Origin of the sequence: Gudongella sp. DL1XJH-153, assembly GCF_049310905.1 — a bacterium.
Lineage (GTDB): Bacteria > Bacillota > Clostridia > Tissierellales > Tissierellaceae > Gudongella.
On the sequence record NZ_JBMEMN010000013.1, the window covers coordinates 24092 to 48652 of the forward strand.

23 protein-coding genes are annotated in these 24561 nt (G+C 38.6%); 16 read left to right on the plus strand and 7 right to left on the minus strand.

The window, feature by feature from the left end:
* Positions 1 to 20: 20 nt before the first annotated feature.
* The 5 genes from ACOEN1_RS06695 to ACOEN1_RS06715 all read left to right on the plus strand — a co-directional run bounded on the left by ACOEN1_RS06695 (position 21) and on the right by ACOEN1_RS06715 (position 4664).
* Positions 21 to 1019 (plus strand): macro domain-containing protein, encoded by a 999-nt coding sequence (locus tag ACOEN1_RS06695; RefSeq protein ID WP_422485854.1) that lies wholly within the window; start codon positions 21 to 23, stop codon positions 1017 to 1019.
* A 92-nt stretch (positions 1020 to 1111) separates the two neighbouring features.
* On the plus strand, positions 1112 to 1765 hold the full coding sequence (locus ACOEN1_RS06700; protein ID WP_422485856.1) for a vWA domain-containing protein: 654 nt from the start codon (positions 1112 to 1114) through the stop codon (positions 1763 to 1765).
* A gap of 99 nt (positions 1766 to 1864) precedes the next feature.
* Complete coding sequence (locus tag ACOEN1_RS06705) at positions 1865 to 3853, plus strand: aldehyde ferredoxin oxidoreductase family protein (RefSeq protein ID WP_422485858.1); 1989 nt, start codon at positions 1865 to 1867, stop codon at positions 3851 to 3853.
* Positions 3854 to 3864: 11 nt separating this feature from the next.
* Positions 3865 to 4101: a MoaD/ThiS family protein gene (locus tag ACOEN1_RS06710; RefSeq protein WP_422485860.1), complete on the plus strand. Its 237-nt coding sequence runs from the start codon at positions 3865 to 3867 to the stop codon at positions 4099 to 4101.
* Positions 4102 to 4214: 113 nt separating this feature from the next.
* The gene (locus ACOEN1_RS06715) at positions 4215 to 4664 is read left to right on the plus strand and encodes a DUF305 domain-containing protein (RefSeq protein ID WP_422485862.1); all 450 of its coding nucleotides are present in this window, start codon (positions 4215 to 4217) and stop codon (positions 4662 to 4664) included.
* Between the two features lie 146 nt (positions 4665 to 4810).
* Here the strand turns inward: ACOEN1_RS06715 and ilvD are convergent, their stop codons facing one another.
* The gene (gene ilvD, locus ACOEN1_RS06720; protein WP_422485864.1) at positions 4811 to 6481 is read right to left on the minus strand and encodes a dihydroxy-acid dehydratase; all 1671 of its coding nucleotides are present in this window, start codon (positions 6479 to 6481) and stop codon (positions 4811 to 4813) included.
* Positions 6482 to 6627: 146 nt separating this feature from the next.
* On the minus strand, positions 6628 to 7059 hold the full coding sequence (locus ACOEN1_RS06725) for a MarR family winged helix-turn-helix transcriptional regulator (protein WP_422485866.1): 432 nt from the start codon (positions 7057 to 7059) through the stop codon (positions 6628 to 6630).
* Between the two features lie 187 nt (positions 7060 to 7246).
* Here ACOEN1_RS06725 and recA point away from each other — a divergent pair, with 187 nt between their 5' ends.
* Both recA and ACOEN1_RS06735 read left to right on the plus strand, forming a co-directional pair.
* Entirely contained in the window at positions 7247 to 8266 is a 1020-nt protein-coding gene (gene recA, locus ACOEN1_RS06730) for a recombinase RecA (RefSeq protein WP_422485941.1), read from the plus strand.
* 52 nt (positions 8267 to 8318) lie between these two features.
* On the plus strand, positions 8319 to 8642 hold the full coding sequence (locus ACOEN1_RS06735; protein ID WP_422485868.1) for a hypothetical protein: 324 nt from the start codon (positions 8319 to 8321) through the stop codon (positions 8640 to 8642).
* Between the two features lie 58 nt (positions 8643 to 8700).
* Here the strand turns inward: ACOEN1_RS06735 and ACOEN1_RS06740 are convergent, their stop codons facing one another.
* The 5 genes from ACOEN1_RS06740 to ACOEN1_RS06760 all read right to left on the minus strand — a co-directional run bounded on the left by ACOEN1_RS06740 (position 8701) and on the right by ACOEN1_RS06760 (position 12876).
* Complete coding sequence (locus ACOEN1_RS06740; protein WP_422485870.1) at positions 8701 to 9567, minus strand: DUF6544 family protein; 867 nt, start codon at positions 9565 to 9567, stop codon at positions 8701 to 8703.
* Positions 9551 to 10030 carry a MarR family winged helix-turn-helix transcriptional regulator gene (locus ACOEN1_RS06745; RefSeq protein WP_422485872.1) on the minus strand — a complete coding sequence of 160 codons (480 nt, stop codon included), beginning with the start codon at positions 10028 to 10030 and terminating at the stop codon, positions 9551 to 9553. The genes ACOEN1_RS06740 and ACOEN1_RS06745 overlap by 17 nt, the downstream gene beginning before the upstream one ends.
* Before the next feature lie 135 nt (positions 10031 to 10165).
* On the minus strand, positions 10166 to 10696 hold the full coding sequence (locus tag ACOEN1_RS06750; RefSeq protein WP_422485874.1) for a hypothetical protein: 531 nt from the start codon (positions 10694 to 10696) through the stop codon (positions 10166 to 10168).
* Positions 10697 to 10724: 28 nt separating this feature from the next.
* A complete protein-coding gene (locus ACOEN1_RS06755; protein ID WP_422485876.1) occupies positions 10725 to 11771 on the minus strand; it encodes a GGDEF domain-containing protein in 1047 nt (348 codons plus the stop codon).
* 34 nt (positions 11772 to 11805) lie between these two features.
* A complete protein-coding gene (locus ACOEN1_RS06760; RefSeq protein WP_422485878.1) occupies positions 11806 to 12876 on the minus strand; it encodes a cobalamin B12-binding domain-containing protein in 1071 nt (356 codons plus the stop codon).
* Between the two features lie 186 nt (positions 12877 to 13062).
* Between ACOEN1_RS06760 and ACOEN1_RS06765 the strand changes: the two genes are divergently transcribed.
* The 9 genes from ACOEN1_RS06765 to ACOEN1_RS06805 all read left to right on the plus strand — a co-directional run bounded on the left by ACOEN1_RS06765 (position 13063) and on the right by ACOEN1_RS06805 (position 24473).
* Positions 13063 to 13602 carry a putative immunity protein gene (locus tag ACOEN1_RS06765; RefSeq protein WP_422485880.1) on the plus strand — a complete coding sequence of 180 codons (540 nt, stop codon included), beginning with the start codon at positions 13063 to 13065 and terminating at the stop codon, positions 13600 to 13602.
* 143 nt (positions 13603 to 13745) lie between these two features.
* A complete protein-coding gene (gene glyA, locus ACOEN1_RS06770) occupies positions 13746 to 15002 on the plus strand; it encodes a serine hydroxymethyltransferase (protein ID WP_422485882.1) in 1257 nt (418 codons plus the stop codon).
* Positions 15003 to 15023: 21 nt separating this feature from the next.
* Positions 15024 to 16022 carry a pirin family protein gene (locus ACOEN1_RS06775; RefSeq protein WP_422485884.1) on the plus strand — a complete coding sequence of 333 codons (999 nt, stop codon included), beginning with the start codon at positions 15024 to 15026 and terminating at the stop codon, positions 16020 to 16022.
* A gap of 120 nt (positions 16023 to 16142) precedes the next feature.
* Positions 16143 to 17618 (plus strand): UDP-N-acetylmuramoyl-L-alanyl-D-glutamate--2,6-diaminopimelate ligase, encoded by a 1476-nt coding sequence (locus ACOEN1_RS06780; RefSeq protein WP_422485886.1) that lies wholly within the window; start codon positions 16143 to 16145, stop codon positions 17616 to 17618.
* Positions 17619 to 17766: 148 nt separating this feature from the next.
* Positions 17767 to 18555, plus strand: a complete 789-nt coding sequence (locus ACOEN1_RS06785) for a 2-keto-4-pentenoate hydratase (protein ID WP_422485888.1) — start codon at positions 17767 to 17769, stop codon at positions 18553 to 18555.
* A gap of 135 nt (positions 18556 to 18690) precedes the next feature.
* On the plus strand, positions 18691 to 19800 hold the full coding sequence (locus ACOEN1_RS06790) for a metallophosphoesterase family protein (RefSeq protein ID WP_422485890.1): 1110 nt from the start codon (positions 18691 to 18693) through the stop codon (positions 19798 to 19800).
* Complete coding sequence (locus tag ACOEN1_RS06795) at positions 19797 to 22220, plus strand: AAA family ATPase (protein ID WP_422485892.1); 2424 nt, start codon at positions 19797 to 19799, stop codon at positions 22218 to 22220. The genes ACOEN1_RS06790 and ACOEN1_RS06795 overlap by 4 nt, the downstream gene beginning before the upstream one ends.
* A gap of 11 nt (positions 22221 to 22231) precedes the next feature.
* Positions 22232 to 22921 (plus strand): M48 family metallopeptidase, encoded by a 690-nt coding sequence (locus ACOEN1_RS06800; RefSeq protein ID WP_422485894.1) that lies wholly within the window; start codon positions 22232 to 22234, stop codon positions 22919 to 22921.
* Positions 22922 to 23039: 118 nt separating this feature from the next.
* A complete protein-coding gene (locus ACOEN1_RS06805) occupies positions 23040 to 24473 on the plus strand; it encodes a sigma-54 interaction domain-containing protein (RefSeq protein ID WP_422485896.1) in 1434 nt (477 codons plus the stop codon).
* Positions 24474 to 24561 lie beyond the last annotated feature (88 nt).

The window sequence follows — 24561 nt, forward strand, 5'->3', positions numbered from 1 at the left end:
ATTATTGGGGAGATGATCTGATGCCATTGGAAATAATCCGAAATGACATAACAAAGGTTCATGTTGATGCAATTGTAAGTGCAGCAAACAAGTCACTTCTAGGTGGGGGTGGTGTCGATGGTGCCATTCACAGAGCAGCAGGTCCTATGCTTCTTGAAGAATGCAAAACGCTTGGAGGCTGCGAGGTTGGTCAAGCCAAGATTACAAGGGGATATGATTTGCATGCAAAATATGTAATACATACTGTTGGTCCTGTCTGGAATGGCGGAGATGATAACGAGGAAGAACAATTGAGAGACTGCTACACAAATTCACTATTACTAGCTAAAAAGAATAATCTGGAAACCATTGCATTTCCGCTTATATCATCAGGTGTCTTCGGATATCCAAAGACTAAGGCATTGGGTACTGCCATATCAGCCATTGGAAATTTTCTTCTGGAAAATGAGATGACAGTATACTTGGTTGTCTATGACAAGAAAGCTTTTCAGCTGTCAGAAAGACTGTTTTTATCAATAGAAGAATACATTGACGATAGATATATAGAAGAAAGTCGCATCTATAGACCTGATTCACGTGCAGAAAGGTTGAATCAGGAGTATTACCTTGAGGAAGCAATATCATTTGATGCACCTGTCAAAGAATCAAGGCGGAGTCTTGATGAAGTTCTAAAGAACAGAGACCAGACTTTCTCACAGATGCTTTTAAGACTGATTGATGAAAAGGGAATGACTGATGCAGATGTGTATAAAAGAGCGAATATTGACAGAAGACACTTCTCCAAGATAAGAAATGACATTAACTACAAACCAAGCAAGTCCACTGCAATTGCATTTGCAATAGCGCTTATGCTAAATCTTGACGAGTCAAGAGATTTATTGCTAAGTGCAGGTTTTGCTTTATCACACAGCCATAAGTTCGATCTTATTGTTGAATACTTTATTGAGGAAGAGAATTATAATATATTTGAAATTAACGAAGCTCTGTTTGCTTTTGACCAGACTACCCTTGGATCTTAAAAAGTTTATTAATATATTTGTCGCCTCTTATGCGACCACTCCATATTTCATAGATGATATTCTTAGATCAAAGGAAAGAGGAGGGAATCATCATGAAAAAAGGATTAACAGAAATGGTATTTATTCTAGACAGAAGCGGTTCCATGAGTGGCCTTGAAAGTGACACAATTGGGGGTTTCAATTCATTGCTGAAAAAACAGAGGGAAGAGCAAGGTGAAGCCCTTGTAACAACTGTACTGTTTGATGACACCTATCAGTTGCTCCATGACCGAATAAACATTAAGGGAATGGAGGCAATAACTTCCAGAGAGTATTATGTAAGGGGTACAACAGCATTGCTGGATGCTTTGGGAAAAACCATCCAGAAAATCGTAAACGTTCAAAAACATACTGCAAAAGAAGAGCAGGCTGAAAATGTAATGTTTGTCATCATAACAGATGGAATGGAAAATTCAAGCAGGGAGTACAGCTACGAGAAGATCAAGAGAATGATTGATCATCAGAAAGAAAAATATGATTGGGAATTTCTGTTTCTCGGAGCAAATATTGATGCAGCTGAAACAGCCGAGAGATTTGGGATTGGAAGAGACAGGGCCGTCAATTATCACGCAGACAGTGAAGGGACTCAGCTAAACTACGAGGTGCTAAGTGAAACAGTGAGCATGAAAAGGGCAACGAAGGTAATTGATAAGGACTGGAAGGAAAGAATTGAAAAAGACTACAAGGAACGCAAGAAGAAGAATTAAGTTTAGGATGAGGATAAGTCGCAGTTGGGCTTTCCTTTTTTTTGAGGATAAGAATATGCCAAATGGGTAACAATAAAGGTGAAGGAAGGAGGATGCAAAATGAGAGGATACATGGGAAAGGTATTGTTTGTGGACTTGTCTACAGGAGATATACATAGTGAAGAGGTACCTGATAGGATATATGAAAACTTTCTTTCAGGAGTAGGACTGGGAGCATATTATTTACACAAGACCATACCTCAAGGAGCCGATCCACTGGGTAAGGATAATGTGCTTGGTTTTGTAAGCGGTCTTCTTACAGGAACGGGAAGTGTTGTAACTGGAAGGTGGATGGCTGTTGGAAAATCTCCTATTACAGGTGGGTGGGGAGATTCAAATTGCGGTGGCAACTTGTCCCCTGCAATAAAGAGAAGTGGCTATGATGGAATATTTTTTAGAGGAATCTCTGAAAAACCAGCATATCTATATATTGATGATGATGGTCCTAAACTTATGGATGCATCTGAACTTTGGGGTAAGGATGCAGTTGAAGCTGAGGAGTTGCTTCTCCACTTACACGGTAAAGACAGGAAATGTGCCGTGGCAACAATCGGGCAAGCCGGAGAGAAGATGTCCCTAATAGCTGGAATATCAAATGACAAGGGCAGAATGGCAGCTAGATCAGGTCTCGGTGCAGTGATGGGTTCAAAAAAATTGAAGGCAATAGTCCTAACCGGCACAGGTAAGATTGAAGCATATGACAAAGAAATGATTATGGAAATCACTAGGGAGTACAGTGACAAGGTAAAGAACGTTAAGTTGCCTGGAATGCTAAAGGGAAGCATGCTGCCGATGCTGAACAGAATCATGGAAAAGGCTGGCGGTTTAATGCCCCAGGATGGAATGATGAGTGTCCCTATGATGAAAAGATGGGGAACGATATTTTCAAACACCTTCGGCTTGCCCAGTGGAGACTGCCCAGTTAAAAACTGGGATGGATCCATACTTGATTATCACTTTTCATCCTATAAAAACATGAATCCAGATAGAATAATTGAGCGAGAGGAGAAGAAATATTATTGTTATTCCTGCGTAATCGGCTGTGGAGGTGTCTGCAATATTTCTGATGTGACAAAGGGAAGATTCGAGCATACACACAAGCCTGAATATGAGACTGTAAATTCCTTTGGGGCTCTCTTGCTTAATGAGAGTCTGGAATCAATATACTATATAAATGAGATTATGAATAGGGCAGGTATGGACACAATATCGGCAGGTAATACTATAGCTTTTGCAATTGAGTGCTATGAGAATGGACTAATCACCAAGGAAGATACAGATGGTCTTGAACTTACTTGGGGAAACTCGGAAGCGATAGTGGCTCTTTCTGAAAAAATGGTGAGCAGAAAGGGTATAGGAGATGTTCTAGCTGATGGTGTCAGGATGGCTGCTGCAAGAATAGGAAAGGATTCAGAAAGATACGCCATAAATGCCGGTGGACAGGAACCAGGAATGCATGATCCAAGGCTGGATCCAATACTTGGAATACATTTTTCTGCTGACCCTACTCCCGGAAGACACACAATTGGAGCAGGCTTATACTACAATTACATGAGGTTGTGGGATTTTGTAACCTGGGCACCAAAGATAACCAATAAATCATCAAAAGTCAGCAAGTATAAGGTGACGGATGAAGTTGCCTTGAAATCTGTCGCAAACAGCTGTATCAAACAAGTTCTGGACGGATCGGGTGGTTGTCTTTTTGCAATGATTTCCGGACTGGGTAACTGGAGACTGTTTGATTATTTGAATGGTGCAACGGGCTGGAACAAAACCCCAGATGAGTATATGGAGATTGGGAAAAGGATGCAGACCTTAAGACAGATGTTCAATATCCGAGAGGGTATAGATCCAATTAGTTTCAAGATGCACGACCGTATTGCTGGGAATCCCCCAATGAAGGAAGGCCCATTAAAAGGTAGAAAAGTACCGATCGAGGATATGATGAAAGGTCACTGGAAGCATTTTGGATGGGATGAAAACACAGGGATTCCTCTTGAGGAAACAATTGAAGAACTAGGTATCCTAGCCCTGCTCGAAGCAGAATAGTGGTGACTGTGATGATAAGAATTAGAGTTTTTCCCGGTCCCTTTGGCAAGAAAGACCTCTTGGATGAGGATGAAGTGATAGTTTTACCTGATGATAGCACAGTTGGAGATCTGCTTAAAGCTATTGGCATTCCCAAAATAGTTTATAAGATGGGATTCTATAGTCTGAATTACAAACAAGAACCCCTGGGAAAAAAGCTTTCAGACGGAGATACACTAAGCTTCCTTGCGCCTTTGGCAGGTGGATAGAATTGGGATCAAATGTTGTAAACAAGTCATGATAAACTCCAAATCGAATACATTTTACGATAAAGGGTATGTAATAATTGAGACTGTTAATTATTGAAGAGAGGTGAAATGTTATGAAGAACTATCTTAGATTTGGTGGGATGATTATGACATCCACTGTTGTAATGTTTGGTCTAATGTACTTGAATACTTATGCCATTGAGCATGCTACTTTTAGTGAAACGAGACTATATATGGCAATATTGATGGGAGCTGTAATGGCTATAATAATGATGACATTTATGCTCCATATGCTAACCAACCGCAAGGCAAATATTGCAATTCTTTTAGGCAGTTTAGTTGTAGTTGGACTTACATTGTTTTTGGTTAGAAGCCAGACTACAGTAGCGGACGTTTCTTATATGAAGGCAATGATACCACACCACTCAATTGCAATTATGACCAGTGAGCGAGCGAATCTATCTGACCCAAGAGTAAGGGAATTGGCAGATGCAATTATTGAAGCACAGAAAAGAGAAATAGATGAAATGAAAACGCTTATTGAAGATATTGAAAGTGAATAAACCAAACTGAATAGAAAACTTAAGAACCCCATTACCTTTGAATATCGAGGTAATGGGGTTCTTAAGACGCTGTTAAGACGCTGGGGACGGTCCTTTTTGTCCCAAACACAAACATCCGGGACGGTTCTTTTTGTTTTTTGATTACATTACTTCTTAGGCACTTCCAAAATTGCTCCTCTATTACCAGATGTAACCATAGATGCGTATCTTGCAAGGTAACCTGTTGTGATATTAGGTTCCCTCGGGATCCAATTATCTTTTCTGTTCTGAAGTTCCTCATCAGTAATATCAAAACTTATTGTATTTGCATCAATGTCAATTCTTATAATGTCACCATCATTTACAAGCGCAATATTTCCACCTATTGCAGCTTCCGGTGAAACGTGACCTATTGATGCACCTCTTGAAGCGCCGCTGAAGCGGCCATCCGTAATCAAAGCTACAGTACGGTCAAGGCCCATTCCCGCTATTGCAGAGGTTGGATTGAGCATTTCCCTCATACCAGGACCACCCTTTGGTCCTTCGTATCTTATGACCACGACATCCCCTGACACAATTTTACCTCCCTTTATGGCGGTTATTGCATCCTCTTCGCAGTCATATACCCTTGCAGGACCTTCATGCTTCATCATCTCAGGCAGGACCGCAGAGCGTTTGACAACACAGGAATCAGGTGCCAGGTTACCTTTAAGTACCGCTATGCCACCGGTCTTACTGTATGGATTATCAATTGGTCTTATAACATCAGGGTTCATATTGTGGCAGACCTCGATGTTTTCCTCTAAGGTTTTTCCAGTGCAGGTTAGCACCTCTGTTTTCAAGAGGTTCTTTTTCATCAGTTCGTTCATCACTGCATAAACTCCACCGGCTTCGTCAAGATCCTCAATATATGTATTTCCAGCTGGTGCCAGGTGACAAAGGTTAGGTGTTTTTGAGCTTATTTCATTGGCAATCTCAAGATTTAAATCTACTCCAACTTCATGTGCAATTGCAGGAAGATGCAGCATGCTGTTTGTACTGCAGCCTAGAGCCATATCCACTGTAAGTGCATTCATAAAAGCATCTTCAGTCATGATATCCCTCGGCTTGATGTTATCTCTAACAAGGTTCATAATCTGTACTCCAGCTCTCTTAGCCAACTGAATTCTGGCGGAGTAGACTGCGGGAATTGTACCATTCCCCTTTAATCCCATACCCAGAACTTCGGTAAGACAATTCATACTGTTAGCAGTATACATTCCTGAGCAAGATCCACAGGTTGGACAGGCTTTCTTTTCAAACTCCTCAAGCATTTCCAAGCTCATATCACCTGATGCATAAGAACCAACAGCTTCAAATACAGATGAAAGACTTGTTTTCTTACCACCAACCTTGCCAGCAAGCATGGGTCCGCCACTTACAAAAATGGTTGGAACATTTATTCTGGCAGCAGCCATCAATAATCCCGGAACATTCTTGTCACAGTTTGGAACCATTACCAGAGCATCAAATCCGTGTGCCATAGCCATAGCTTCTGTAGAATCCGCTATAAGGTCACGAGTGACGAGGGAGTACTTCATTCCTTGATGTCCCATTGCTATTCCATCGCAAACTGCGATTGCAGGAAATACCATCGGTGTTCCTCCTGCGGATGCAACACCAAGCTTCACAGCATCTACAATTTTATCCAGGTTCATATGACCCGGTACGATTTCATTGTAGGAACTTACAATGCCTACGAGGGGTTTTTTCATTTCTTCTTCGGTCATTCCAAGGGCGTTGAACAGGGATCTGTGTGGAGACTGCTGTATGCCTTTCTTTACTGAATCGCTTCTCATCTAATCAATCCTTTCTATCAAATTATAAGGTGGAATAAATCATCATTAATTTTCTGAAAATTAATATATTTAATACACAGTATACAACTTATATAGTGCTAAGGACAAGTAAAATTTGAAGAAACGCAATGGATGAGTTCAAATGATTACTTTAAGCCCCAATTTGACATCAGTTTTTCTTTTAAAGCATAAAGACCATCTACACCTATTTCTTTGGCTATATCCTGTTCCAGCTCCTTTTTTAGCAACAAATTCTTTTCATAACAATCCACTCCAAGCTCCGTCAACATAAGACACTTGTCTCTGTTATTGTGTCTGGAATCAGTTATTTCAACAAGTCCTTTTGACTGAAGACTTTTGGCAAGCTTGTGAACTGCCTGTCTAGACATATCTACACGTCTGGTGACCTGGGAAACGGATGGGCTTTTCTTATATATTCTAGCTAAGATAAACCACTCAGAATTGGAAATGTGGATATCTCCTTTTTCATTCCATTCTCTTTCAGCAATATTTCTAAGCTGTAGATGTCGTTCGCTTATAAGGTCTATCAAGTCAAGATTTTCGAGATTTGAGTTCAAGATTACACCTCCATAAATTTTCAATACTTAGTATATAGCGGTGCAAGCGAAATGTCAACTTAGTTGACATTTTTGACTTTAAAGTATAAACTTATATAGTCAACTAAGTTGACATTTTAGACGTGAGTAACGGGTATAAAATTCGACATAATGTGATAAACACCTTAATGGAGGGAAATTGATGACCATGACTACAAATGAAAAAAGAGATATAGCATTGGAAGATGCCATACGGCAAATAGAAAAACAATTTGGAAAAGGTTCAATTATGAGACTTGGAACAAATGAAGTAGTTAACATAGAGGTAATTCCAACTGGATCTCTTGCTTTGGATGTGGCGCTTGGAGTTGGAGGATTTCCAAAGGGTAGAGTTATAGAAGTCTATGGTCCTGAATCATCAGGAAAGACTACCCTCGCTCTTCATGCAATCGTTCAATCACAGAAAAGAGGGGGAACGGCAGCATTTATAGATGCTGAGCATTCCCTGGACCCATCATATGCAAAAAAACTTGGAGTCAATACAGATGAATTGATAATTTCGCAGCCTGATTCAGGTGAGCAAGCCTTGGAAATCACTGAAGCACTGGTACGATCAGGTGCTGTAGATATTGTTGTGGTTGATTCAGTTGCAGCCCTTGTTCCAAGAGCAGAGCTGGAAGGAGAAATGGGTGCATCACATATTGGACTTCAGGCAAGGTTGATGTCTCAGGCTCTCAGAAAGCTTGCAGGTGCAATAAGCAAGTCTAGATGTGTGGTAATATTTATAAATCAGTTAAGAGAAAAAATCGGAGTAATGTTTGGTAGTCCAGAAACAACAACAGGTGGAAGGGCCTTAAAATTTTATGCCTCCGTAAGACTGGACATAAGAAGAATTGATTCCATTAAATCAGGAGATAGTATAGTAGGGAATCGTACCAGGGTTAAGGTAAAGAAGAATAAGGTAGCACCACCTTTTAAAGAGGCTGAGTTCGACATAATGTATAATGAAGGGATTTCAAGAGAGGGAGATTTGCTGGATCTTGGGGTCAAGGAGGATTTGGTCAAAAAGACAGGCTCTTGGTTCTCCTACAATGATGAAAAACTTGGTCAGGGAAGAGAAAACTCAAAGCAATTCCTTAGGGAGAATACAAAAATTACAAATGAAATAGAAAGAAGAATTAGGGAGAAGTATGACTTGACTATTGAAGATGTCAAAGAAGCTGAGTAGAAGATCAGGAGATTTGAGTAATGGTGTCAGGAAGGATTAAGGAGGCAGTAAAATGAAATTTGTTAATAAAAAGGTTGAACACATCAAGTTTGGAACAGGAACAATTGTAGAAGCTGACAAGAAGAACATTTCGGTAGTTTTTGATGATGTCGAAGGAGAAAAACTTTTTCAGTATCCGGAAGCATTCGGCAAGTTTTTGAAAACAACCCATCCAAAGCTTAAAGAAGTAATAAAAAAAGACTATGACAATGCAGTAGATCTCCAGAATCTTGAATCAGAGAAAATGGAACAAGCTCGACTGGATGCAAAAGAGAAGGTTAAAGAGGAAGCTGTAAAACCTAAAAAGCCTGCTAAGAAAGCCAAGAAAGCAAAGTAAAAATAACGTCAACCACTCATTTTGGTTGACGTTATTTTATTATTTTCCATAAAAAATGTTAATTCTTTGATTCGTGACTATCAATATTATATTTGATGCTGCGAACATTTAGAGTAATGTAAGTAAATTCACCATCATCATAATGCCAAACCGCTTCACCATACTTTGGCAAGTTCAGTCCGTTAATATGCTGATATTCAGATATGGGCGTTGACCAGGGAACAGGTGAGTTTAAACCATCGTTCTCCAATGCCAATCGATCTTCTGATATGAAATTGATTAACTTGCCTTCTTCATCAAAGAAAAGCATAGCATCAATGGTTATGCCATTATGAGTGAAAGTAGCCTTTACACTTGATTCATTAATATCTTCCCAACTGATCTTCTTGCTTATCAAGGTTTGAGGAGCAAAGATAACCATATCATTGAAGAATGTAACAGTTTCTGCCCTTCGCATATTTTCACCATATTCATCGACCACGGTAAAGATATCCAGGACTTTGATTTTCATCCGAGCATCATCATTGTCAAAATGATGTAAACCAGATATTTTTATTCCATTCATATATAAATCCATATAAAACAAACGAATGCCCTGATCAATAAAACTAGTCTGTTGAGCGCTGTGAGAGGAGAATTTTGCATCACGTTTCATCTTCATTTCACCATCCAGTACAATTCTGAAATTATGTACTTTTTCAGTGCCAACAACTCCAACATAATTAAGATATTTTCTCACAAGCTCAGGCACTTCGGTCAGATCATCACTGTTTATAAGTTCAATTTCCTCTTTGGATTCACTTCCTAGCCCATCTTCTACGAGCTTCTGATACTTTCGATTGGTTAGATTAAGAGATGAAATTATCCCCATAACTACAATTACTACCAATATAATAAGTCCAATAGTTTTAATTATCATCTTCATCCTCATCCTCCTGACTTTTACTAAATGAATCAATACTTGCATCAATTTGTCTCATTGTATCTCTCAATTGTTTCATTTGTTCAATTGATTCTGAACCAAACAACTTGTTCAACATAAGCATATCCATTTCATCACGCTTTTTCCAATAATCGGTAGCTTTATTCGTGAATCTGATGCGTTTGAACCTGGAATCCTTTTCGTCTGTATAAATCTCAACATAACCATTCTTTTCAAGCTTTAATGCTATCTGCTTGACATTTTGTCTGCTGGTGCCAAATCTATCGCTGATTTCAGAGAATCCAGGATCTGAATCAAATGAACCAATAACAATCATAAGAAACATCTGTTTTGTTGTAAGTTGATCCTCCTTAAGCTGTTGATCCAAGTAGGTTTGGAGTTTGTTTGATAATTGAAAAAAACGTGCAAGCAATTCTCCTGTGATTTCATTACGAGCTGCATTCATCATAAACCTCCTTAAAAAAACACGTAACATATTACCCTTACAATAGGTAATATATTACGCATAAAAGGAAATGTCAAGTTTTTTAAGAAAAAAATAAGCCATTTCAGAATTATGGCTTTCAACTGATAGTATCATTCAAGAAGTAGCTATCCTTGGGACAAAAAGTCGTAGAATTCCGATATTAAAAATACTGACAAAAATTCCCTCAATAACTAGTATCAAAGAATATGACAGGAAGTTATTCCCCGAAATCCTTAGCATCATGGTATGAAGAGGAACAAGGAACACCAGCTCGGTAAGTCTTATGCCGACAAATAGGACCAAGGAAACAATCAATATATAACCAATTACTCCTAGTAGGCTTATATTTACTTTAAAAGTAGAAGTTATAAAGAAGACCTTAAGTAAAGCGGATAATAGCATATAAGTAGCTACAAAAATTATCTGTGTGGGGAAAAACAATAGAGTAGTTGTAAAAAGCCCTGCGTAAACAAGAAGATAAGATTTCAACTGACCTCTTGAAAAAAGAACGATTATTACTGGAATCAAAAATGTTGAAGCTATACTTATAGGACCGCGAAATAACAGAAGACTAAACACTGATAATGCCAGAGCAAAGGCTGACATTGTCAGTGTTTTAATATTTTTATTGTTATTATATATCATTTGGCAAGTCTCCTTTTCCAACTGCCATCTAAAGAATAGATGTTTCTTTGTTTTTATATCGCTCCATACTGAACTCGCTATAGGAATTCTTCCCGGAGTTTTTTGCCTCATACATGGCAAAATCAGCATACTCGATCAGATCATAAATTTCATTGGTATCTCTTCCATAAACAGCCATACCAGCACTGCAAAATACATCTTTTTCTATGGACTCAAGAACAATCGGCTCCTTGAGAACCAATTTTTTGATCTGGGACCAGATTTCCTTGATATCTTCACTGGATACATCATCGTAGCCGTGTATATAAAGTCCGAACTCATCTCCGGCAATTCTCATACAGATAATATTTTTATAGGGTAGTTGGGTCAATCGCTGCGCGAATACCTTAAGGTACTCGTCCCCGGCTCTATGACCAAGAGTATCATTGATACTCTTGAAATCATCTAAATCAATGAATGTGAATATCCCGAGTTTTTCAGGAGCTTTGCTTATTGTGAGCTCAATTTCCTCTCTGTATTGGTATCTGCTTATCAGACCTGTCAGAGCGTCCTTAACTAGTCTGTTGCTAAGGTCATTATTAAGTTGATTCAATTTTGAATTTGCTCTCTTTAGTTGTCTTTGGGTATTAATTAGCGAGTTGTTAAGCTTTTGTATCTGTTCAAATTGATATCGGATCATGGTTTCATTCTCTGACATTAGACTGGTATCAGAATCCTTAATTATCTGCATGAATTTATGAACGATATCTTTAACGGCAGTGGCCGTATTTTCAGAGTCAAATACAGAGGAATCTATACCATGAACCAATAGTTTTTCACCCGCTGACATCATACAAAGTGAGATCCTTGTTTCTGGACTGGTTAGCTTAAACAATCCCCCGCAAGAGAGAATTTCATCCTGGGCAAATGCCTTTTGAACAAGTTGATTAACCCTTTCTTTATCGCCTTCAGCAAAAATATCATCGAGTTTTCTCTGATAAGGTGAAATCAGATATACTGGTTTGTACCAGAAAGCATTGATTATATTCATTTGTCTATCGCATTGCAATAAGAATGATGTATAGTCTTTATCCATTCTGGTCTCCTTATCCTAAATATTGTAATTATCCTTAAATAGCAGTATCAGCCCAGTGTATAAGATCTTTTGATGATTCAGAGTAAAAATCCACATCCCACTTTTTCCAAAGCTCATCTGTATAATAGAAAGCTTGTCCACCTACTGCAATCTTAACATTAGGCTGATGTTCTCTGATTGCTTTAACGATGCTTTCGCAAACAGGAAGGTAAGGAGGCATGGTTACTGAAAGGGCAATGAGATCCGGCTTGTATTCATCTATCGCATGTAACAAAGCAGATTCTGGCAATGCCGCTCCCAGATAGAAAGTATTCCATCCATTATACTCAAATACATCAGATAGCATCCTTATGCCCATTTCATGGAGCTCACTGCCAACTGAACATGATACCAGTGTACGGTTCCTTTTAGGGCGGTCAAAAATTTCATCGTAAAATCTGGACATTACAGTTTGCGTCACAGATGTTGCATAGTGTTCCTTGTCCACAGTTATTATATTCTGATGCCATAGCGAACCTATCTCATACATTACTTTTGTAAGGATTTCTTCATATATATCTGTTAGTGGCAATCCGGAATTTTTAGCATTATTAATAACTTCATAAGCCTGCTTCGACTGATTTGTAATTAGGGCATCCAGATAAGCTTTTCTTACTTCGAAATGCTCACCCTCCATAAAGAATTTTGAAAGAGGGATCTCAGTAACCGATTTTTTTGTTGCTTCGACTGCAACTTCAAGATACTTTGTGACTTTTTTTAACTCATCCTCTGTGAGGAGCTCCTTGCCATGGCTGTTTAGAATCTCGGACATAATACTGTAATGGTCCGTCATAAACTGCATTATTCTGTCTCGGTCAAGGTCTTTCATTATATTGCAAAGAAGTTCGTAAATCCAAAGAGCGTAGCCCTCGAATATTTTACTGTCACTGAAATGGACTGCAGTCATCAGATAACTTATGTTGTATATGACATCGTCATACATAAGTCTCTTTCTTCGATCATCCATTTCCTCTTCAAGTTTGGGGTCTCTTCTAAACTGCTCTTCAAAAATGAATTGTGCGATTTTGATAAATCTTTGGTCATTGTAATTCATCAATAGACTCATATAGCATTCTCCTATCTGGACACGGTTCAAAGTATTGATAATAAGCTAATCATATCAGATAACAATGGATGTGTAAATAAAGGGTAATACCGTACAATTAGAGCCTAATGTTGATAATCAAGGAAAAGAGATGTAACATTAAATGGACAACTCAATCATACATATAGTGGAACAGGGGGGGGTACATTGTTTAGGGATGTTGAGGTCAAAATAAAAAAGAAGAACAAGATACTGTTTAGCAGAGAGAGTAAATCTCTTGAGCAGCTTGTCAACTTAATGGACAAGCAGAGTCACAGAACCCTTGTCTTATGGGCTCTTGACTGCGGCCAAAACACTCTACGGGACTTCGAGTCTGCTCATCCTGAAGAGAAGAGGCCAAGAAAATGTCTTGAGTCATGTGAAGAGTGGGCAAAAGGTAAAATAAAGATGCAGGAAGCAAAACGAGCAATTCTGGATGCTCATGCTGTAGCCAAGGAAATTGATGACGAATATTGCAAAGCACTTTGCCACGGGATTGGGCATGCTGGTGCAACGGTCCATGTAGGCAGCCATGCAATAGGTCTTCCCATGTATGAGCTAACGGCTATTGTACTTTCACATAATATGAAGGGGTATGAGACATCGGTAAATAAAAAAATTGAATCTTACATCGAACGATTAATGTATTGGCAGGAGAATGCTGATAAGATTAATATTGAATGGGCTGATTTTATTAAGATAGATTAGTTGATTGGATGACAAAAGGCATGCTCATTTTTTAAAAATAAAAATGTAGAAATATTCTTTAATTGCCTAACAAGTATTATATAATAATGGTAATTGGACGATTTATGATACATGTACATATAATACATGCAGGAGGCGAAAATATGCTAAAGATAACAAGACTCACTGATCCAGAGTTGGCGGGTTTGGTGGATGAAGAACTATATAGGCAGGAACATAATATTGAAATGATAGCGTCAGAATCAACCGTGCCAGTACCGGTTATGGAGTTAAGTGGAAGCGTGTTTACCAATAAGACCCTTGAGGGCTACCCAGGAGCACGTTATCAGGCAGGCTCTCTTGTTGCTGACAAGGTGGAAATATTGGCAAACGAAAGGGCTAGGAAGCTTTTCGATGCAGAGCATGTAAACATTCAGTCATACTCAGGATCAACTGCAAATTACAGTGTATTTGCTTCAATACTTAAACCAGGAGACAAAATACTCAGCATGAGGCTGGACCAGGGAGGACACCTTACCCACGGAAGTCCCGCTAACTGGGTCAGCAAAATATACAGTCACTCCTTTTATGGTGTTGACCCTGAAACTGAACAAATAGATTATAATGACCTGAAAGAAAAAGCAATGGAAGATAAACCTAAGCTTATTATTGCAGGAGGGAGCTCATATCCAAGGTTGATTGATTATGAGAGAATTTCTAAGATAGCAAAAGAAGTTGGAGCATATTTTATGGTGGATATGGCACATGTTGCCGGATTGGTTGCAGCGGGTGTAATTCCGAGTCCAATACCTCATGCTGACTTTGTATCCTCATCCACAACCAAGACTTTTTGCTCTGCAAGAAGCGGCATGGTATTTTGCAAAAAAGAACATGCAAGGCTCCTGGATAAGGGAACATTCCCTGGTTCCTTGGGATCTCTTCATTTAACAACCATGGCAGCAAAGGCTTGGTCTTTTAAGTATGCTGCGACTGATGAATTCAAAGAGATCATGGAGCAGGTGGTTGTAAACGCAAGAAAGCTGGCAGATGAGCTTCAGGGACATGGCTTTAGAATAGTAAGCGGTGGAACTGACAATCACCTTTTGGTGATTGATTTAAGAGAAAAAGGCATTACAGGTGATAAATTTCAAACTGCTCTTGACTCAGTGGGTATAACTGTAAATAAGAACTTGATTCCCTTCGATCCCGAAAAGCCATCTGTTACAAGTGGTGTACGAATTGGACTTACAGCAATTACGCAAAGGGGACTAAGAGAGAGTGAAGTGATTAAGATTGCAGAGATAATGAACCTTATCGCAAGTGCACCTGATGACAAGAAGGTACTGGAAGATTGCAAAGCAAGTGCACAAGAGCTTATTTCAAACTTTCCACTTTATCCTGAGGGAACATTTGTTGATTAAAGAAGATACGGAGGAGATAATATGACAATACTCGAAAGAGGATCATACAAGCATCAGATGCCAACACAGAATCCATTTGTTGCATCCATGCACCACCTGGACCATTTCCCAGCAGGCAATGGGAAACTGGGACCAAACGAAATGAAGAAGTATAATGAAGGATTTGACCTCAGTGCCGATTGGAGAATGTATTACGGCAAGAAAGTACCTGGCTTCCCTGCTCATCCTCACAGAGGCTTTGAGACAATAACAATAGTTACGGAAGGTTTTGTAGATCATACGGACGGATTGGGCTCAAGAGGAAGATATGGCCAGGGAGATGTTCAGTGGATGACTGCTGGAAAGGGACTTCAACACTGCGAGATGTTTCCTTTGATAAACGATGATAAACCGAATACCATGGAGCTTTTTCAGGTTTGGTTAAGTCTGGACCATGCTCATAGAATGGTTGAACCTGACTACAAGATGCTATGGAACGAGGATATCCCAAGGATATCAATTGGTGAAAAGGGTAAGGAAGCAAGAGTCACACTTATTGCAGGAAAATTAAATGGAATAAAAGCTGTTAGACCAACAAAGGATTCCTGGGCTAATAATCCTGATAATAGACTTTCCATTCAATTGATTGAGTTGGATCCAGATGTCGAGTACAAGCTTCCAGTAGAGAGTCCGACGATGAACCGGTCGATCTACAACTACTTTGATGGAGTTGTTTTGGTTGAAGGAAAGGAACTAAGGAAGAAGATGTACATGTTTCTTTCAACAGATGAAGAGACCAAGATTAAGAATATGTCAGATTCAGTTGTTAAGCTGCTTCTGCTGGAATCCGAACCAATTGATGAGCCGATCCTTGCATATGGTCCCTTTGTGATGACAACAAAGGAGGAAATTCGGCAGGCATATGATGACTACCAGAGAACACAGTTTGGAGGCTGGCCATTCCCTGAGCAGGAGGTTGCCCACGACAAATCCTTGAAGAGATTTGCAGAATACCCGGATGGTAGTGTTGAAAAACCATAATACTCAAGGTGGGTTACCCACCTTGTTTTTTGAATCCAAATGACAAATCATGAGAACAAAGGTGCTCACATCTCTTTATGGGTATATACTCATTACCACATAAATGGAGGTGAGCACATAATGAATCTAAAGAAATTGGTTAGTTCGTGCAAAACAATTGCCACGCAAGGAAGTCTGGATATTGATATTGAGGGGGTCTGCTATGATTCAAAAAAGTGCTCTCAAAATTTTGTTTTTGTTGCCATAAGAGGTTTAAGTGAGGATGGTAATAAATACATATCAAATGCTGTTAATAAGGGAGCAGTGGCAATTGTATCAGATAGACCGGTGGAGGAGTCTTTTAAAGGGAGAGTCTATGTAAGAGTCGATGATACCAGAAAAGCTCTGTCGATTATTTCAAATGAGTTTTACAAATGGCCATCAGAACGGATAAGAGTGATTGGCGTTACAGGAACTAATGGCAAGACAAGCACCACATATTTTTTGAAGCAGATATTTGAGAATTCAGGAAAGAGAATCGGTCTAATAGGAACACTCGGAGCCCAATTTGAGAACATGAACAGGAAACTAGTAAACACTACTCCAGAATCTCTTGATATTCAGATGCTTTTAAGTGAGATGGATTATCTTGGAGCAGAGTATGTTGTCATGGAAGTATCCTCCCAGGGAGTGGATATGGGAAGGATAGATCATATAACCTTTAGAGAAGGAATATTCACAAATCTTACACAGGACCACTTGGATTATCATAAAACCATGGAAAAATATTATACTGCCAAAAAGAAATTTCTACAGATGCCCACGGATTTTCTTGTGGTTAATAGAGACAATATCTATGGTGAACGCTTTTTATCTGAAGCTGGTGACCAAGCAGCCAGGATTATCAGCTATGGAAGCGGGGATGAAGTAGAAGTAAAGCTAAGAAATATAGTATATAATTCTGACAGCGTGGAGTTTTCACTTCTTATAGAGGATAAGCAACTTGACTTTATTACAAATCTGGCAGGAGAGTTCAATATATATAATGTCTCAGGAGCAATACTGGTTGCCCTCCAAGAGGGGATTGAATTTGAATCCATATATGAGTCTGTGAAGAAGTTAAATAATGTTCCAGGAAGAATGCAGAAGGTGGATACAAGAGGTCAGTTCCAGGTTGTAATTGACTACGCCCATACTCCTGATGGGCTATATAATGTTCTTTCGGCACTTAGAAAATCCTGTAAGGGAAGGCTCATCACTGTTTTTGGAGCAGGAGGAGACAGGGACAGGGATAAACGATCCATTATGGGAGAAATTGTTTCGAAAATGAGTGACATATGCATTGTTACGTCGGATAATCCAAGGTGGGAGAATCCAGATAGAATAATAGAAGATATATTGAAGGGAGTTAGCAAAACAAACAAGGAATATAAAGTAATTTCTGATAGGTATGAAGCAATAAGAGAAGGAATAAGCTTAGCCCAGAAAAATGATATTATACTCGTTGCAGGAAAGGGTCATGAGATTTGGCAGTCAATCAAGGGAGTAAACCATCCATTTGATGAAAAAGAAATTGTCATTCATCTCGCAGAGGAAAAGTTTGGAATCAATAAGTAGACTTTAAGTGTCTCTAACATTTGAGTTGGGTATCTATAGTATATAACAAACTGAAAGGGCAATAAGCTTAGGAAGGATAAGGTAAGAGATTCCTGGATTATGACAAGTATGGAAGTATCGTGGTTTTAATCAACAAAAGGAGGCAACCATGGAAGAAAAACTAATAACAAATGAACAATTATCAATGGAGCTTTATGAATCATTTAAAAAAAGAAAAACAATGAAACCATTGAGCCTGACAAACACAAATCTTTCAGTAGATGATGCATATGATATTCAGATGAAGAATGTAAAGAGAGCACAGGAAGAGGGCGAAGTATTATCTGGGAAGAAAATTGGATTGACATCAAAGGGAATGCAGCAACTATTGAATATAACTGAACCTGATTTTGGACATCTTTTCAAAAGCATGGAAATTGAAAACGGTGGCACGGTATCCTTGGATATGACTATACAACCAAAGGTAGAAGGTGAAATAGCCTTTGTATTAAAGGAAGATCTGGAAGGACCAGGTGTGACCATTGAGGATGTGTTTGAAGCAACTGATTATGTTTGTGCTGCAATTGAGATCGTTGACAGTAGAATAGAGGACTGGCAGATAAAGCTTGTAGATACAATTGCTGATAATGGATCAAGCGCTTTCTATGTTTTGGGGGATAACAAGGTGGATATTAACGACGTATCCTTGCCTGATATAGAAATGACACTATATAAAAATGGAGAAGTGGCAAACAAGGGAAGTGGTAAAGAAGTTCTTGAAAATCCTGCAATGGGTGCTGCATGGCTTGCAAACAAACTTCATGATTTGGGAGATTCCTTAAAGAAGGGAGAAGTAATCCTCTCGGGTGCATTCACTGCATCACCGGATGCAGCTGCAGGCGATCAATTCAGATGTGAGTTCAGCGAGCTGGGAACAGTTGAAGTAAAATTCAAGTAAGATTTTTATTGGCATCCGAAAGGGTGCCTTTTTCAATGGAAAGTTTTAACAACAACTGACTCGAAGACCTTTGTTATGGTAATATAATGATATGGACAAAAAATTGATGGATGTGAATTATTCAGGAGGGATATTGTGGCTATAAAGATTTTCCATACTGCAGATATACATATTGGCATGAGATTTAACAGTTACCCTGATGGAGTTAAAGAGCTTTTAAAGGATGCCAGGGTAGAATCAATTGAAAGAATGGTCAAAATTGCAAACATTGAGGGTTGCGACCTTTTCGTCATTGCAGGGGACCTGTTTGATAAAACAACCGGCATTGACAAAAAGACCCAGACAGCAGTGGCAAAGAATCTTTCAAGATTTGAAGGAAGCTGTGTTGCAATACTCCCAGGTAACCATGACTATCATACAGAGATGGTCGATCTTTGGAAAAGCTTTCTTTCTCTTGTTGATGACAAGGTTCTATTCCTTGGAGATGAAAAGCCATACTCTCTTCAGGAGTTTGGACTGGATGCAACAATATATCCAGCAGGGTGTCATTCAAAACACTCAGACCAGAATAACCTTGGATGGATTCGGGAGGAGGATATAAATTCTGATTTGATAAATATAGGAGTTGGTCATGGAGCGCTGTCGGGAATTTCTCCAGACCTTGATAATCAGTACTTTAACATGAGTATTGAGGAGCTTGAGAGCATCCCTGTGGATGTATGGCTTATGGGACATACCCATATAAGCTACCCGGAGAATGATAAGGTTAACAATTGGAAGACATATAATCCAGGCACACCAGAACCTGATGGGCTTGACTGCAGACACAATGGAAACGGTTGGGTTATCAATGTATATGACAAGAATGATATCCAGGCAAGTAGGATTACAACTGGAAAGTACAAATTCAAAGATGAGGAATTTCATATGGAATCAATGGAGGATTACAGGAAAATCGATGATTTTTTCAAGGAGTATAAGGATGATACCATAGCCAGAATAAGACTTGAAGGCACACTCGATGAGGATGCCTACAAGCATAGACTTCAAGTGATAAATAAACTAGAGGATCAGATATTGTTCCTTGTTCTTGAAGACTCAGACCTAAAGATAAGAATAAATTCAGATAAGATCAAGAAGGAGTTTACAAAGGGATCATTTCCAGAGCAATTGCTGCTTTCTCTTCAGGACGATGAAGAAGCACTGCAGATGGCATATGAAATCATTTCGGAGGTGAGGAAATGATAATCAAGGGATACTCAACCAGACAATTTGCAGGACTTAAGAATATGGATATACAGTTTGATGAGAACCTCAATGTGGTTCTTGGGCCAAACGAGGCAGGAAAGAGCACCATTGTAAATGGAATTGTTCACACACTTTTCAATAGTGTCAAGGTGGGTGACAGATCAACACATGACAAGGAATTCAAGAAAAGATTTATGCCCCATCCGGGAGGGGACTACATTGACGGGAAAATTAATATAAACATAGACGGGGAAGATTACACTCTCGAAAAGGAATGGGGAATATCCCCTTCCATTAAATTCATACTTCCTGATGGAACGGTAATGAAGGATGAGAAGGCAATAGACAGTTTCCTAAGGAAAGCAATTATTTTCGGTGAAGAAACCTACAAAAGAATTATTTTCTCTAAACAGGAGGATTTAAAGGATGCAATTCGGTTTATGACATCCCACGATGACACTAATGTAGAGGTTGGGGATTTTCTGAGGCGAACAGTTATGGAGCTGGATGGAGTTTCAATGGATGAACTTGAAGCCAGGATTGATGCTCAATTGGATGAAATGTACAAAAGATGGGATATTGATAAGGAATATCCAGAAAACAACAGAGGAATCAACAATCCATACAAAGTTGGAATCGGCAAGATAGTAGAGGGATTCTATAAAAAGGAAGACCTCCAGCAAAAGCTTAGGGATGCAAGAAAACGCGAAAAGGAGCTTGAAGATGCCTACACCACCTTTAAAGATCTGGAGACAAACCTTGCCAGCATAAGGAAGAGAAAAGCTGAACTGGAAGAAATTGAAGCTGATATAAGAAAAAGGATACAGCTGGAGCCTGGAATTAAAGAGACTGAGAAGGAAATTGAAGTACTTAAGGAAATCAACAAGAACTGGCCAGGTAAAAGGCAAAGACTTACAGAATTATTAGAAGAGATAGATAGCTTAAGTGGAAAACTTAAGGATTTGGATAAGGAAAAGGAACTTGCAGGTAAAGCGGGGGAAAGAGACAGGCTAGTGAAGAAAATTCAAGATGTTGAAGATGCAGAAAAAGAACTTAAGGGTATTGAAAAAGAAATCATTGACCAACTGGAAGTTACTAGTGAAGACATTGAATTTCTTGATGATAAGAACCTTCAGTTGAAGGAGGCCCTTATGGTTATAAACACTGTAAATATTAAGGGTAAAGTTATAAGGGTGCCTGATGAGACAGATATCTCAGTATCGGAAGGACTCGAAGAACAGAAGAGAGTAGCTGAAGGGGACGAGTTTTTAGCCAAGGGGATTCTCACCATAAAAAGCAGCAATGGTCTTGAAATCAAAATTTCTGCAGGTGAGCAGGACATGGAAAAGACTGTTGAAGATGTTGAGTTGTTTAGGAAGCAAATATCGGAAAGACTGGAAAAGCTAGGAGTAGAGTCCATCCAGGAGGCCAAGAGCATAAGAACCGGACAGATAAACCTTGAAGACAAGGCGGAAAAGATCCGAACAAGAATTGAGATTATCCTTGGTGATGAAACACTTGAGGATATTAAAAAATTGCTATCTGAGTTGCAGGGATTGGAAAATGCCAGGAATCTCGAAGATATTACAAAGGAAATAGAAATTGTAGGTGAGCAGCTACTTCAAAAGAGAATTGAGAAGAGACAGGTTATGGATGCACTGACCTTATGGGAAGAGAAATATAGTTCAGAGGATGACCTTCTAGATACCATGGTGGATAAAAGAGCTGAGCTCAAACTTAAGGCAATGGAGCTAGAGCCATTAAAAAGACTACCTGAAGAATTTGAAACAACAGATGATTTCTTCCATACACTAAAGATCTCAAGAAATGAACTGGATAGTCTTAATACTGAATACTTCAGTGCAAAGGAAAGATATGCAGAGTGCGAAAGAAACCTTCCTGAGACATCATTTGAGGAGATGCAGACTGAGTTTAAGACAGCTCAGGGAGAGTTCAACAGACTAGTAAGAAAAGGAGAGGCTTTGCTCAGAATCAAGAAGGCTTTTGTCCATACCAAGGTAAGGATGGATCAGGATACAGATAAGCCCTTGGTCGAATCAATGTCAAAATACATGAAAATCCTTACGAGTAATAACTACGACATAAGGGAAATCGGGGAATCCATGAAAATCATATTGGAGAACAAGAGCTCTGTTAAAATTCCAACTGAACTGCTTTCCACAGGAACAAGAGATTCTGTAGGACTGGCAATAAGGCTCGCACTTGCAGAGAACCTTCTAAGGGACAGAAAGGGCATGCTTGTTTTGGATGACTGTCTAGTGGATATGGATCCTGAGAGAAAAGAAAAGGCAGTAAAGATGATAATAGAATTCGCTAAGGACCATCAGGTGATATTTACAACATGTAGTCCACAAACAGCTGAACAGCTTAATGGGAATACAATAGAGCTCCAATAGGACGGTGTTTAATGAAGGAGATAATTTTAAATAATATTAGAATCCAGCTGACCAGAAAGAATATTAAGACCTTGAGACTTTCTGTACATCCTCCGGATGGAGAAGTAAGACTTTCTGTTCCGCATAGAATAAGTGATCAGGCTGTTAAAGAGTTTATTGATTCAAGGGAAGAATGGATTATTAGGCAAATTAGAAAAGTAAATAGCACACCAAGAGAAACTGCAAAAGAGTATATATCAGGCGAGAATCATATGTTTTTGGGGACAGAGTATAGACTAAGTCTTCAAGAGACTTCTGGTAAACAGGGTGCAGAGATAGAAGACGGGGAACTGGTTCTCTTTGTAAAAGATGGACATACAAAGGAAAATCGTGAAAAGCTCTTAAAGGAGTGGTACAGGGAGCAACTAAAAATAGTTATACCAGGATTTATAGCAAAATGGGAACCTATTCTGAAAGTTGAAGTAAAGGACTGGGGAGTCAAGGATATGAAGACTCGCTGGGGAACCTGCAATACTAGAGATAAAAGAATTTGGATTAATCTGCAGCTGGCAAAAAAGGATGAAAGGTACCTCGAATATATCATTGTTCACGAAATGAATCATCTTCTGGAAAGGCTACATAATGATAAATTCAAGGAACATATGACAAAATTTCTCCCTGGTTGGGAGGAGCTTAAAAGGGGACTTAATTATAAGGAGTAACATAGTTGATAAGAGCAATCACTATCGAAATATAGAAAATCATAAATGCGTTATGATATAATCTATTATCAAAGAGTAATACTATAAACGATAGACGAGGTTGATTAGGATGAAGATTATGGACAAATTATTCAATGGCAAGGGATATATAGATGGTATAACAATCATAAATTTGCATGGAGAAATTTTATTCACAGCTAAATTTAATAATAAGTTAAATGAAAATCCAGAAGTTGATTATGAAGTGGTAGGAGAAAATTTCCTTGAAATATATGAGAATTTGACTGAAGAAACAAGCAGTACTTACAAGGCAATGACTATGGGAATTCCAATTTATAAAGAACAACAAATGTTGAAATCTAAAGGAAGAGATGAGATTGTAATAACATCTTTATCAATCCCAATCAAATCAGGAAATACCATTGTGGGAGGTATTGATTTATCTGTTAGTGAAGATGGAGATAGTTCACTGAATGAAAATCAGAGTAATGATAATAATAGAATATCAAATGAGAAAGAAGTGTTTAAAGTTGACTCATTTAAATACAATAAAGTTGAAACACTTCATAGACAAGGACATTATGCTAAATATACTTTGGATAATATCATAACAAACAACAAAAAAATGCTAGAGCTAAAAGAATACGTAAAAGTAGCATCTAAATGTAATTTGCCGACGCTGATCTATGGAGAAACTGGGACAGGGAAGGAATTATTTGCCCAAGCTATTCATAACTATAGTCCACGAAAAAGTAAACCCTTCATTTCACAAAACTGTGCAGCAATACCTGAGAATTTACTGGAAAGCATATTGTTTGGTACATCCAAAGGGGCATTTACAGGGGCGGTTGATAACATAGGATTAATAGAAATGGCTAATGGAGGGACTTTGTTTCTAGATGAAATAAATTCAATGCCACTTCACCTGCAGCCAAAACTTCTTAGAGTCCTTGAAGAAGGCACTTTACGAAGGATAGGGTCATTGGAAAACATCAAGATTGATGTAAAGATTATTGCTGCTATGAATGAAGAGCCTTTAAGAGCAATTGAAAACAAGGAATTAAGGAGAGATATTTATTATAGACTTAATGCGATTAATTTCAATATCCCACCTTTAAGAGATAGAAAGGATGATATCCCTATATTATTGGATTTTATGGTCTCGAAGTATAACAGTATGTTTAAAAAGAACATACAATATATTACAAAGAATGTCTTAGAGGAGATATCAAAGTATGACTGGCCAGGAAACATACGTGAATTAGAAAACATAATGGTATATGCCATGAGTTTGGTCGACGAAACAAAAACAAATCTTGAGTTTTCAGATATAGAATCAAAATTGGATGAACTGCTTATGCCTGATGTCACTAGACAGATAGAACTTGATGTTGACACAAAATCACTAAAGGAATCAGTTAAAGAATATGAACGTAGAATGATTGATAGAGCTTTGAGAAGTACTGAATATAATATTGCAAAGGCAGCTAAAATGCTATCAATTCCAAGGCAGACTCTTCAAAGGAAGGTAAAGGATTATAATCTAATATAACAAAAGCTTAAAAACGGTCACCTTAAAGCCCATTAATGGGCTTTTTTATTTTTTGAATAACTATTGTTTTCTGTCAATACAGCTAGAT